The 12,794-nt window shown below is 30.6% G+C and carries 12 protein-coding genes; 5 read left to right on the top strand and 7 right to left on the bottom strand.

The window, feature by feature from the left end:
- The first annotated feature begins 31 nt into the window (after window positions 1-31).
- A complete protein-coding gene (locus tag LQK79_RS08100; protein ID WP_053240711.1) occupies window positions 32-955 on the top strand; it encodes a carbon-nitrogen hydrolase family protein in 924 nt (307 codons plus the stop codon).
- A 260-nt stretch (window positions 956-1,215) separates the two neighbouring features.
- Here the strand turns inward: LQK79_RS08100 and LQK79_RS08095 are convergent, their stop codons facing one another.
- On the bottom strand, window positions 1,216-2,484 hold the full coding sequence (locus LQK79_RS08095) for a ferredoxin reductase family protein (protein WP_231016173.1): 1,269 nt from the start codon (window positions 2,482-2,484) through the stop codon (window positions 1,216-1,218).
- 273 nt (window positions 2,485-2,757) lie between these two features.
- On the opposite strand from LQK79_RS08095, the gene LQK79_RS08090 reads away from it, so the two are divergent.
- The 4 genes from LQK79_RS08090 (at window position 2,758) to LQK79_RS08075 (ending at window position 7,430) form a co-directional block, all read left to right on the top strand.
- Entirely contained in the window at window positions 2,758-3,288 is a 531-nt protein-coding gene (locus LQK79_RS08090; RefSeq protein ID WP_231016172.1) for a PadR family transcriptional regulator, read from the top strand.
- A gap of 107 nt (window positions 3,289-3,395) precedes the next feature.
- The gene (locus tag LQK79_RS08085; RefSeq protein WP_231016171.1) at window positions 3,396-5,063 is read left to right on the top strand and encodes an MFS transporter; all 1,668 of its coding nucleotides are present in this window, start codon (window positions 3,396-3,398) and stop codon (window positions 5,061-5,063) included.
- 106 nt (window positions 5,064-5,169) lie between these two features.
- Window positions 5,170-6,285: a DEAD/DEAH box helicase gene (locus tag LQK79_RS08080; protein WP_053240713.1), complete on the top strand. Its 1,116-nt coding sequence runs from the start codon at window positions 5,170-5,172 to the stop codon at window positions 6,283-6,285.
- A gap of 2 nt (window positions 6,286-6,287) precedes the next feature.
- Window positions 6,288-7,430 carry a DEAD/DEAH box helicase gene (locus tag LQK79_RS08075; RefSeq protein ID WP_231016170.1) on the top strand — a complete coding sequence of 381 codons (1,143 nt, stop codon included), beginning with the start codon at window positions 6,288-6,290 and terminating at the stop codon, window positions 7,428-7,430.
- Window positions 7,431-7,753: 323 nt separating this feature from the next.
- Here LQK79_RS08075 and LQK79_RS08070 read toward each other — a convergent pair whose 3' ends face one another.
- From LQK79_RS08070 to LQK79_RS08045, 6 genes are all read right to left on the bottom strand, one after another.
- Window positions 7,754-8,560, bottom strand: a complete 807-nt coding sequence (locus tag LQK79_RS08070; RefSeq protein WP_231016169.1) for an HAD family hydrolase — start codon at window positions 8,558-8,560, stop codon at window positions 7,754-7,756.
- Between the two features lie 115 nt (window positions 8,561-8,675).
- On the bottom strand, window positions 8,676-9,323 hold the full coding sequence (locus tag LQK79_RS08065; protein WP_053240714.1) for a hypothetical protein: 648 nt from the start codon (window positions 9,321-9,323) through the stop codon (window positions 8,676-8,678).
- A complete protein-coding gene (locus LQK79_RS08060) occupies window positions 9,313-9,897 on the bottom strand; it encodes a sigma-70 family RNA polymerase sigma factor (protein WP_157055627.1) in 585 nt (194 codons plus the stop codon). The genes LQK79_RS08065 and LQK79_RS08060 overlap by 11 nt, the downstream gene beginning before the upstream one ends.
- Window positions 9,898-10,012: 115 nt before the next feature.
- Window positions 10,013-10,987 (bottom strand): D-2-hydroxyacid dehydrogenase, encoded by a 975-nt coding sequence (locus LQK79_RS08055; RefSeq protein WP_231016168.1) that lies wholly within the window; start codon window positions 10,985-10,987, stop codon window positions 10,013-10,015.
- Between the two features lie 14 nt (window positions 10,988-11,001).
- A complete protein-coding gene (locus tag LQK79_RS08050; protein ID WP_053240716.1) occupies window positions 11,002-11,913 on the bottom strand; it encodes a sugar phosphate isomerase/epimerase family protein in 912 nt (303 codons plus the stop codon).
- 121 nt (window positions 11,914-12,034) lie between these two features.
- Window positions 12,035-12,571, bottom strand: coding sequence for a hypothetical protein (locus LQK79_RS08045; protein ID WP_157055628.1), 537 nt, complete (start codon window positions 12,569-12,571; stop codon window positions 12,035-12,037).
- Window positions 12,572-12,794 lie beyond the last annotated feature (223 nt).

Raw genomic sequence — 12,794 nt, 5'->3', positions numbered from 1 at the left:
AAATCACACAAGTATAAAGGGGGTATTAAGCTTGAAACAATTAGAAAAAAATTGCAAAGTTGCTCTTGTGCAAGCAGCACCTGTTATGTTTAATAAAGATGCAACTATTGATAAAGTTGTTCAGGAAATTCTTGAAGCTGGAAAGCAAGATGTCAATTTAATTGTCTTTCCAGAATCTTTTATTCCTTGCTATCCATATGGAATGACCTTTGGCTTTACTATAGGCAATCGCAACGAGGAAGGCAGAAAAGACTGGAAGGTTTATTACGACAATTCTGTTATTGTACCAAGTACTGATACAGACCGCATTGCCAAAGCAGCTGGTGAAGTACATGCTTATGTTAGTATTGGTATTACAGAAAGAGATATCAACACCTGTACTCTTTATTGTACCAATCTCATTTTCTCACCAGATGGAAAACTTGCCTACAAACATCGTAAATTAAAGCCAACTGGTGCAGAACGTTTTATCTGGGGGGATGGCTATGAAGGTGGATTTCCTATCATCGATACCCCCTTTGGAAACATGGGTAGTTTGATATGCTGGGAAAATTATATGCCTTTAGCACGTGTTGCTCTTTATGAGAAAGGAGTCACACTTTATCTTGCACCTAACACAAACAACAATGAAGAATGGCAAACTACAATACGTCACATAGCACTAGAAGGACACTGCTATGTAATTAATGTAAATCAATATGTCACAAAAGATATGTATCCTGATATCTTCCATTGTCCAGATGAAATAGCAAAATTACCAGACAAAGTTCTTACCGGCGGCAGCTGCATTATCGATCCATTTGGACATTACGTAAAAGACCCTGTATGGGACAAAGAAGAAATTATCTACATAGCCATCGATATGGACAAGGTTCCGCTTAGCCGTATGGAATTTGATGGAACAGGCCACTATTCACGTCCAGATGTTTTAGAACTTGTTATTCACGAACAATAAAATGGTGCGAAGTAACAATGTAGTGCAAGGAAAAAATCCCTCCGTACCTACGGAATTTTAGGCATGAATCTTTGTAACCAATTTACATATGATATGTCTATTAAATTATATTGTTTAACCATGTTTACAGTGCATTTTTCGTAGAGAAACGGAGAAAAATCCACCTTGAATTTCCGGCTTAGCGAAGTAACAGTATTGAAGAGATGATTTAGATTTATAGTTTTCATTTAACATCTCAAAATACTGTTACTTCGCAATTTTTATTTAAATTGAAAGTTTTCATAGTGGAGCTCATTGAGACTCACCTTACTGCTCTCAAACTGCTTTTTTAGAGCTTCTCTCATAGGTTTAGGGCCACAGAAGTAAACATCAAATTTTTCTGTAATCTTAACCTCTTGAAATATTTTATCTACTGTTAAAAAACCTTTTTCCTTAGAATTAACAAGGTGCAATCTAACATTTTTGTTGTTAACTAAAGTTTTTAATTCTTCCACGTAAGCGCCCTCTTCTGAATTATTATACGCATAGAAAAAATCAATAGAATAATTTTGAGGAATGTCCCCTTGAAGAAAACTTCTAAAGGGAGTAACTCCAATTCCACCAGCAATCCATATTTGATCTTTAAGTCCATTTTTATAGTCAAACTTTCCATGAGGTCCTTCCACAGAAAATTCATCCCCAACCTTAAGAGTTTCAAATAAATCCTTTGTATGATCTCCAAGCCCCTTAATTGTAAATTGAATTTCATCTTCTTTTGGGGCTTCACTTATTGTAAATGGATGAGATGTAAAGTTATTTTTTCCACCATTTATTTTCAAAAACGCAAACTGTCCAGGCTTAAAGCTCATACTTTTTCCAAGTGAACTTCCTGTAATCTCTAAAGTTCCATTTGCAACTACATTTAATTTAGAAACCTTAAATCGATATTTAAACGCTGCTCTTTCATATATAAAAACACTATACACAGCTGATAAAATTCCTATTATATTTACAATATTCATCCAAATGCTAAATACGCTAAACGATAATGCAGCATAATCTGAACTTCCGTAATAATGATAAATTCCCATTGCATAAGCAATAATCATAAATTTGTGTATGTTTTTCCATCTTTCATAATTAAGTTTTTTTAACAAAATAGCCGCAAGTATAAGAATTACAAATAAATATAAGCTAAAGCTTCCATACATTGCATATGGATCTCTAGGTATTCTAATTCCTTCACTTCTTTGAACTCTTTTTCCAATACTTATCGTTATATCGTGAATTACAACCAATAAAAGTGCTGAAATACTTAAATATTTATGGTATATATAAGATTTATCTAATCCATCAAATATATCATCTAAAATTTTATTCCTTGTAGAAATAAAATTTATAAAGGCAAAAGCTAAAAGTGCCAAAGAAGCTAAAAGTTCAGAATACTGAGTTACAACTGGAATTGTCCTAGTAGGTTTAGAGCTCCCCCATAAAACTGCCGTTACAAATATACTTAATATTACAATTAAAATCCCAGACTTTTTCTTCATTTTATATTTCCTCCTTTGCTAACTTTATATATACACAAGTTTTTATTCTTAATTTTCTTTAACTATACTCCCCTAAATTTAATATAAGCTTAGAATAACCTTAAAGTTTGCTGAGAAAAAAAGAAGGTGAAGTAACTGTATTTTGAGATGTTAAAGAAAATTAATAAATCTAAGAGGCAAATTGCTAAAAAACTAAAAACTTATTTTTAGCTATTGACATAAATATATTATACTACTATACTTTATAGTAGTATGTAACATAGGGGTGATAATTTGTCTCAGATAGATTTAATAATACTTGGGTATTTACAGCATAATGAAAAAAGTGCTTATGAAATGGTTAAGGAATTTGAAACCTGGCATCTTCATTATTGGTTAAAAATCAGCAGCCCTGCAATATATAAAAACATAGTTAAGTTATACAAAAAGGGCTACCTAGATTCAAGAACTGTTAAAGAAGGGGAAATGCCAGAAAAAACAATTTATTCTATAAACGAAAAAGGTCTTTCTTATTTTAGTGAACTAATGGAATATAGTTCAAATAACATCGGACATATATATTTTGATTTTAATGCCTTCTTAACTAATATAGAAAAAGCCCCTTTGGAAAAAAGAAAAGAACTTTTATTAAACTTTAAAAAAAATATAAATGAAGCCAAGACTCAAATGAACTTTAACTATGATAAGCAACTAAAAATCACAGAAACACCAGATCATGCATTTTTACTTCTTGATCTCTACAAAGATTTATATGACCTTTTAGAAAAATGGTCTTCAAAAGTATTAAAACACTATGATGTATAAATTACATATGCTTTTATAGAAAGTACTCGCTTTCTATATTTTTTAGTATGTTACTATACATTATAGTAGTTTATCATATATTAATATATTTTATTGGAGGTTTTACTATGAACACTAAACACAGAGTAATATCATTTATAGCTATAATATTAGGATTTTTTATGGCTCTCTTGGACACAACTATTGTAAACATTACTTTGCCTAAAATGACGGAATACTTTGGCACAACAATGAATCAAATTTCCTGGGTAGTAAATGCCTATAATCTAGCATTTGCTGCAATGATAATAACTGCTTCAAGGCTCGCTGACCAATTTGGAAGAAAAAAATTATTTATGTGCGGCGTATTTTTATTTACACTAAGTTCTTGTTTATCTGCTGTTTCAACTTCAATTGAAATGCTCATATTATTTAGAGCACTTCAAGGTTTATCTGCCGCTTTTGTAGTTCCTGTTACTGTTCCTTTATCCGTAGAAATATTTCCGCCAGAAAAAAGAGGCCCAATAATGGCACTTTGGGGAGCTTTTGCAGGTCTCGCTGCTGCAAGTGGCCCTTCTCTTGGTGGATTCATAACTGAATTTTTAAACTGGAGATATGTGTTTTTTATAAATATTCCTATTGGAATAATATGTTTACTTTTAACTTTTAAATTTATAAGTGAATCCTATGATTCTACTGCTAACAAGAGTATTGATATTCTTGGAATTTTAACTATATCAACTTCCATGTTTACACTAACCTTTGCTCTAATAAAAGCAAATGAAAAAGGCTGGACATCATCCTTTATACTTTCTCTCTTTGCAGTTTCATTTATTACCTTAATTCTGTTCGTAATTGCAGAAATAAAAGTAAAAAATCCTATGCTTCCTCTAAGTTTATTCAAAATTATTCCTTTTACAAGCGGTGCTATTGCACTATTCTTACTTGGACTTGGAATGATGTCTGGCTCATATTTTTTATCATTTTTTCTTATTCAAGTAAAAGGTTTGAGCCAGCTTAATGCAGGTATTATAATATCCTCAATGGCTTTAAGTTCTATGTTTTTCTCTATGTCATCTGCCATCTTAGTAAAAAAAATTAGTGCAAGATGCCTCAGTGCTTTAGGTTTGTGTTTGCTTTCGCTCTCATGCTTCTTATACAGTTCTCTCACCAAAGATTCAACTAACAGTGAAATAATTCTAAGACTAATTGTAGGTGGTGCAGGCATGGGCTTAAGTATGTCTAATTTAATGAATTCCATGGTAAAAAATGTACCAAAAGACAAAGTAGGTATAACTTCAGGCGTTAATAATATGACAAGAACTCTTGGTACTGTACTCGGCGTTGCTGTCTTTTTAACTATATTTACTTCAAGCATGACCGTACAAATGTCTAATGCTAAAAACTCTGTAGCCAAAATCATAAAAGCTGATACCGTATTTGATGCGAATGCCAAAAAAGAAATGATTGCATCCTTAAAAACTGGCAGCGAAAAAAGCAAAACTCTTTCTGATACACTAAAAGAAATTGATAAAAAAGAAACTTTAACTTTAAAATCCATTCCTCCTATGCTGCAAAGCAAAGTTAAGCTTAGCTTTGATAAGCAAAAAAAAGAGACTGAAAAAATTTTCCCAGTAATTCAAGATTCCTTTAAGACCTATACAGTAAAAGCCTTTAGTTTCACGTTTAAATGCGGTTGCTTATTTTTAACACCTGGTATACTTTTTGCTTTTTTCAGTGACAAACAAAAAAAGCCTCTCCTTGATTATGAAAATAATATTGAAAAAATAATATAAAAAATTGCTAATGCCAATTTCATCTTTTCACGCTCTCTATCTTTATTTACAATGATGTGATATCATTAATTGATTTGTTACGTTTTAAAGAAAGGTTTGATAAAGAATGGATTTTAAAAAATTAGGTATTAACGCAGATATAATTGACGTACTAAAAACATCAGGAATTGATAGACCAACTGAAATTCAAGAAAAAAGTATTAAAGTAATAAAAGCTGGAAGAGATGTGATTGCAGAAGCTCAAACTGGTACTGGAAAGACATTTGCATTTTTGCTTCCTATTTTTGAGAATATATCACCTGAAACAAATTCCGTTCAAGCATTAATTATAACTCCTACTAGAGAGCTTGCCATACAAATAACAGAAGAAGCCAATAAGTTAAAAATTGTTAAGGATATAAATATATTATCAGCCTATGGTGGCAAGGATATAAACTCTCAGCTAAAAAAATTAAAAAGAGGTATTCATTTAATTGTTGCAACTCCTGGCAGACTTTTAGATCATCTTAATAGAAAAACAATTGATCTTAGTAAGTTAAAAACCCTTGTAATAGACGAAGCCGATCAAATGTTACTTATGGGCTTCAAAAAGGACATTGAAGATATTATTAAGCTTTCATCAAAAAAACACCAAACATTATTTTTTTCTGCTACAATAAGCTCAGAAGTTAAGAAATTGGCTTATAGATACATGGTAAGTCCAGAATTCATTACAACTAAAAAAGAAGAAATAACTCTCAGCAATATTAAACAAGAAATAATAGAAACTACATTAAATGATAAACAAAGTGTTTTACGCAGTGTTTTAAATGAAGATAATCCTTTTATGGCTATTATATTTTGCAGAACAAAACGAAGAGTTGATGAACTTGAAGTAATGCTGCATCAGCATGGATATAACTGCATAAAACTTCACAGCGATATAACTCAAAAGAAGCGTGAAAAAATAATGAAAGCTTTTAGAGCTGGAGATATACAGTATTTAATTGCTACAGATGTTGCTGCCAGAGGTCTTGATATAAGTGGTGTTAGTAGCATATACAATTATGATGCTCCCGAAAATCCAGAAGCATATATACACCGCATTGGTAGAACTGGAAGAGCTGGCGAAACAGGTTACACATGCTTATTTGTAACTCCAAAAGATGAAATAACTCTGAAAGAAATAGAGAAAGCTATAAAGATGAATATACCTAAAAGACAATTAAAAGGGAGCATATAAGAATGAATGATTTATTTGAAAAACTTGGGCTAAACCATTCTATTTCAAGTACCTTAGAAAAAATGGGATTTAAAACTCCAACAGCTATACAAGAAAAAGTTATTCCTTTAGCCATAATGAATAAAGACATCATTGGCAAATCAGAAACTGGAACTGGAAAAACTCTTGCATATCTGCTTCCAATCTTTCAAAAAATAGATGCAAATAAAAGAGAAATGCAGGCTTTAATACTTGCTCCAACTCATGAACTGGTTATGCAGGTATATAAAACTATTAATTTATTTTCAGATAACCTAGATGTTAAAATCACCTCAGCAGCAATAATAGGGGACGTAAATATTAAAAGACAAATCGAGAAATTAAAGGAAAAACCACACATTATAGTTGGAACTCCTGGCAGAACTTTTGACTTAATTAAAAAAAGAAAAATCTCAGCTCATACTATAAAAACCATAGTAGTTGATGAAGCTGACGTACTTCTTGATAGTTCTCATATAGATGGAGTAAAAGCAGTAATTAAAACAACTTTAAAGGAAAGACAGCTGCTTTTATTTTCTGCAACTATATCAAATGAAACCATTACAGAAGCAAAAAAACTTATGAAAACACCCGAATTTATAACTATAGAAAATAAAACCGAAGTAAATTCCAATATAACTCACTATTATTTTACATGTGACAAAAGAGATAAGATAGAACTTTTAAGAAAACTTGTTCACGCAATTAATCCAAATAAAGCAATAGTGTTTATAAACAAAAGTGATGATATTGAAATAACTACCTCTAAATTAAAATATCATAAGCTTAAAGCAGAAGGTATCCATGGAAGTAACATAAAAGAGGACAGAAAAAAAGTCCTTGAAGCTTTTAGAAATGGTAAAATCAATATTTTAGTCGCTTCCGACATTGCAGCTCGGGGACTTGATATAAAAGGTGTAACTCATATATTTAATCTCGACCTGCCAATTGACCCTATAAATTATCTGCATAGATCTGGAAGATGCGGAAGAGCTAGCACAGAAGGCACAGCAATAACTATCGCATCTCCTAATGAAGTTAACTTTATTAGAAAATACGAAAAAGCATTCAATATAAATATAGCTCACAAGGACATTTATAACGGCAAAATTGTAGACTTAACTTAATTGCGGATAAATAACCTTAAATGTTAAAATAACTAATAGAAAATTGATCCTGTTAAATTTAAATTAGAGTAGAGAGTAAAGAGTAGAGTGATGGTTGATTTTTCTCCGCTATCGCTGCGAAAAATCTTAAGCTTAATGTTTGCACATAGCGCAAAATATAGTGTTCAGCGCAGCTGACACTAATAAGTTCTAGGATTTACCTAAGTAAAACGAAAGGTAAATCGACCTTCACTCTACTCTGTACTCTCTACTCTTTACTCTGAGATTTTTAAAATTACTTGTAAAACTAAACTATTTTGATTTTAATCTTTCATGTAGTTTTACTATATATTCTCAAACGCCCATTCCACAACATTTTCAATTGCATGCTCATAATTTGGAGCACAAACATTGCTGCACATACTAATTAGCTTTTTATTTCCATTAGAAACACAAAATCCGTAACCTGATTCTTTAATCATTTCATAGTCATTCATCTCATCGCCAACAGAAATTACATTTGACATGTCCATACCTATAATTTTACAAAGTTTCTTCATAGCCGAGCCCTTTGAAGTTTCCTCAGGAAGTATTTCGAGAAAATTTTCTCCGCTCCTAATTAAATTTATTTTTTCAAAAATATTTTCAAAGTTTTCTTCTAAATAATCCATTTGATCTTTCTCTCCAACTATAAGAACTTTTGTCCAATTTTCTTCCCACACTTCTTCTGGAACGTCAAAATACACAACATACTTTCTATTTTTAAATCTATTAGAAAATCTACAAGGGTTATAAATATATGTATTCTCATTGCTATATACTTCAAGCCCTAAAGTGTCATCATATTTTTTAATCTTTTTTATAAGCTCTTTTACTTTCTCTTCAAGCGGTATTTCAAATAAAACCTTCTCTTTGTTAAAATCATATATCTTAGCACCATTATAAAGTATTACAGGCGTATCTACAGGAAGATTGTCTATATATCTTTTTGCCGATTCTACAGTTCTTCCTGTAGCTACACCAAATTTTCCACCATATTGTTGAAATTTTTTTATAGCATTTACGTTGTTCTCGGATATCTTTCTATCATTTCCAATTAAAGTTCCGTCCATATCCGAAATAAGCAAATAGCCTTCAAATCTTTTGTTCAAATTAAGTGCACCCCCTAATATCATAATTATATCAATGTTTAGAGGATATATAAATACTGTGCACCAAAATATCATAATTAATCATTTGACGCAGTCATATGAAAATTTTATATTTTCATAGTAAGTTTGCCACAAGTGCTGCTCCTAAAAACAAAAAGATCGCTATTTCAATTATTAATGCTATATCATTATTTGTAAATTTTTTTCTCTCGTTATAAACCTTCACAGTATCTTTTATATAGTTCAGTGTTTTTATATGCTTATCATTATATATATTCATCTTAATTTCTTTTTCATTAACAGGCTTTATAATAAGAACATTATCTTTCCCTCTATATTTAATATTTTTTATAAACTCAATTTCACCAAATTTATAATTTTTAATTTTAAGAAAACCATAGACATCATTAGCATAAGCAACAAAAACTCTTTTATTTGTTAAAATCACAATTGTTTTTGTCCCCCAATTATTCCAAATCCCAGCTGCAAACGATGATGGACCTGTAAAACCAACTAAAATTTTTGTTTCTCTAACTCCATAGGATTCAGCTGCAAATATGCATTGTACATTTTCATCCTCATAAAATTGTTCTTCCACCTTTGACAAACCATCATCAAAATTTCCCCTTACATAAATACTATTCACCTTATTTTTCATTCTTTTAAGAATATCGTCTTTTACTTTTGTACATTCATACTTTTCAATTTCTTCATCTGTAAAAGTTATATCGTTATATGACATTAAAACAGCTCTATCTTCCATATTTATCCTCCTCAAATTTTATATTTTTTTCTTTTATAATCTTTTTTAATTTTTTTCGTCCTCTACTTAGCCTGTTATAAACAGTTATTGAAGTAAAATTCATCTTTCTCGCAATTTCTCTTATGCTGCTTTCCATAAAATATCGTCTCATAAAAATTTCCCTATCTTCTTCACTTAAATTAGAATTAATAAGAGCTACAGCTTGTTTTTTCTTTTCACTTTGCAGATAGTCTTCTTCAATATCATAAGGGGCTTTAATTTTTGCATTATCTAGTTCTACGTTATCCTTAGATTTTTTAATCTGCTTTTTGCAGGTAAGCGCTTTATTTTTTGCAATGGCAACAATCCACCATTTAAAATTTCCTCGTTCTTTAGAAAAACAGTCCATGTTCTTCCAGAGACACATTAATACGTCATCAACACATTCATCAATACTTTCATTTTCATAATTTTCTTTAAGGATAAAAAAAACAGTATTGTGAATTATACTTCCATACTTATCAATTAATTTGGTCATAGCATATTTATCTTTTTTTAATATTCCATCAATAATTTCCTCATCTTTAATCTCCAAGCTCCTCACCTCCTGTTTTGTCTTACACTATATATACTTCACCAGGTAAATTTTTCTGTCATAGTCTTTTCAAAAAACAAAAATACCGCATAAATTACTGCGGCATGTATATGGTCTACTTATTTACTACATTGATAGGATTTCCTTCAATGTACTTTTTAAAATTATCTTCTGCAATATCCATTAATCTCTGTCTTGCCTCTTTAGCTGCCCAAGCTATGTGTGGAGTTATTATGCAGTTTTTTGCATGTCTTAATGGATTATCCTTATTTATAGGTTCTGTAGATACAACATCAACTGCTGCTGCATATACTTTTCCACTTTCAAGTGCTTCATAAAGATCTTTTTCCACAATTAATCCACCTCTTGCAGTATTTATAATGATAACTCCATCCTTCATTTCTGATATTGAAGCTTTATTTATCATTCCTTTGTTGCCATCAAAAAGTGGACAATGAAGAGATATCACATCGGACTTAGAAAATAGAGTATCCAAATCTGCAAACTTCATATTATCATTTTCAAGCGAATATACTGGATGTGGTGTAAAAACAAGAAGTTTCATGCCTAAAGCTTCCGCTGCTTTAGCCATAGCTTTTCCTATACTGCCGTATCCAACTATACCTATCGTCTTTCCAGCAAGTTCAATAATAGGCTTTTTCCAATAACAAAAGTCTGCGCAATTTTCCCATTCGCCGTCATGCACAGACTTATTGTGAAGTCCAACACCATCACAAATTTCAAGTAAAAGTGCTATTGACATTTGAACAACAGATTGAGTTCCATAAGCTGGAATATTTGTAACTACAATTCCCTTTTCCCTTGCTGCTTTTAAATCAACAACATTATATCCAGTAGCAAGCACTCCTATATATTTTAGTTCAGGAAGCTTATCCATAATTTCTTTTGTAATTGGAGTTTTATTAGTAAAAATTACTTCTGCACCCTTTGCTCTTTCAATTATTTTTTCTTTGTCCTTTCCTGTATAATCAGTCCTATCATATACAGTAAACTCTCCAAACTTTTCTATGCCTTTCCAAGATAAATCTCCTGGATTTAATGTACATCCATCTAAAACAACAATTTTCATATATTTTATCCTCCTTAAACTCTTGCCCAAGCTTCATTAAGCACTTTTTTTGCTCCCTCTATTACAGCCTCTGAACTTTCACCTTTATAAGGTTTAACTTCAAAACTTACAATTGGCGGATTTTCTTTATTTAAAACTCCTATAAACTTTAATATTCTTAAATATTCTGTAAGCTCTTCAACATCACATTCACTATTTGGGAAACCAAATCCAGGATGCTGATCTCCATAACCCTCCATACTTGGATCTTTAACTACACAATTTCCCATGTGAGCATGAAGTATATACTCCTTAACTGGTAATATAGCTTCCTCTATGGTTTCATGAAGAAGAGGAATATGACTCAAATCAACTATAAGCCCAAAATTGTCATATTCTTCTGTTATCTCTTCTGCAAATATCTTTGCAAGCTTTGCTGGTCCTATTAAAGATTTTTTATCTACATCATAATCAAATACCTCAAGAAGTACCTTCATATCTCCCTTTGATTTAGCATATTTACAAAGTTCCTTTGTAGAATCAACTAATGCATCAAAAGCCTCACTTTTTTTATCTAAAGTGTACTTACCACTTAAAAAAGCAAAACCTCTAGCGTTCATTTCATAGGCTTCATCTATTCCTTCTTTAAGTGTTTTTAATGCCTCAAGTCTTTTTTCCCCATTTAAATCATTTATATTAAGCCCTGTAGTTAGTAACCTTGGCTGTGCTCCATATGCCACTGCCATATTTGCTTCTTCAATTATTTTCTTTGCATTTTGCCTTACTTTTTTATCCTTTATCCAAGTAATTTCAACAGCATCAAAGAAATCATCTGCTGCTATTTTCTTAAGAGTTTCCTCTATTGGGCCTTCACCTTTTCCACATTCCGGATATGCCATGAAGTGAATTAATCCAACCTTCATATAATCGTGTATTGACTCATTCATTTGTAACGCCCCCAGTAAATTCTTTTAGTTTAATTATAGTTTATTTTTGTATTGTTATTCAACACTTTAAATATTGCTGATGTAAAACTATCTGACTTTAATAAAAAAACATATTATAAAACTAAATTTTATTATTTATCATAATCTCATAATATTTATAGCATATATCAAATAAAGTATCCTCATCTAATTGATCACTTAAACCCAATACTTTTTTATAAATACTTTCTATTTTTTGTTTTGTACTTTCATTTATATTTTTAGAATCTATGTATGATATACCTTCAAGTATTACACAAAAATCTTTCATATCATTTTTGTTTAGTTTTCTACTCATTAAAGCATCTAGTATATTTTCTAAATCACTATTTTTTTGATTACTACTATTTCCTTCAAATTTTTTAACATACTTATTTAGCTTTATTAAACTACCTTTCAACTTCAAAAAATCAACTTTTTTTCTTTGCAACAATTCTATAATTTCTTCACCTAAAATCTTTTTATTTTTAACTTCACTAATTAACCATTCTATTGATTTATCTAGACTTTCTTCTTTAGTTAATCCTACAATATATTCTTCCAACTCGCTTATACTATTAACCTTTGAAATCTCATTTTCTATTTTTTCCTTATACGAATTATAAGTTATTTTCAGCAAAAACTTAAAATATTCCAGATAATTGTTTTTAATATTTAAATCTAAATTTTTTAAAAGACCCTTGATACTTCCTATATATTTATCATTATAGATAAACAAGCTGAAATGTTTAAATTACCAATACCAAATTTATCCTTACAAACCACAATTTGTCGAGCTGAGTGAAGGGTTTTAATTCGCCCTGCTCATTAAAAAACTAACTTTTTCACTTATGTGAAAAGTG

This window comes from Clostridium guangxiense (genome assembly GCF_021043395.1).
GTDB classification, from domain to species: domain Bacteria; phylum Bacillota; class Clostridia; order Clostridiales; family Clostridiaceae; genus Clostridium_S; species Clostridium_S guangxiense.
This window is presented reverse-complemented; position numbering and strand designations above follow the sequence as displayed.

Excerpts from the sequence above, each read along its gene's own strand:
- LQK79_RS08095 (WP_231016173.1), bottom strand. The coding sequence starts at position 2,484 with ATGAAGAAAAAGTCTGGGATTTTAATTGTAATATTAAGTATATTTGTA.
- LQK79_RS08065 (WP_053240714.1), bottom strand. The coding sequence starts at position 9,323 with ATGGAAGATAGAGCTGTTTTAATGTCATATAACGATATAACTTTTACA.
- LQK79_RS08080 (WP_053240713.1), top strand. The coding sequence starts at position 5,170 with ATGGATTTTAAAAAATTAGGTATTAACGCAGATATAATTGACGTACTA.
- LQK79_RS08075 (WP_231016170.1), top strand. The coding sequence starts at position 6,288 with ATGAATGATTTATTTGAAAAACTTGGGCTAAACCATTCTATTTCAAGT.
- LQK79_RS08085 (WP_231016171.1), top strand. The coding sequence starts at position 3,396 with ATGAACACTAAACACAGAGTAATATCATTTATAGCTATAATATTAGGA.
- LQK79_RS08050 (WP_053240716.1), bottom strand. The coding sequence starts at position 11,913 with ATGAATGAGTCAATACACGATTATATGAAGGTTGGATTAATTCACTTC.
- LQK79_RS08055 (WP_231016168.1), bottom strand. The coding sequence starts at position 10,987 with ATGAAAATTGTTGTTTTAGATGGATGTACATTAAATCCAGGAGATTTA.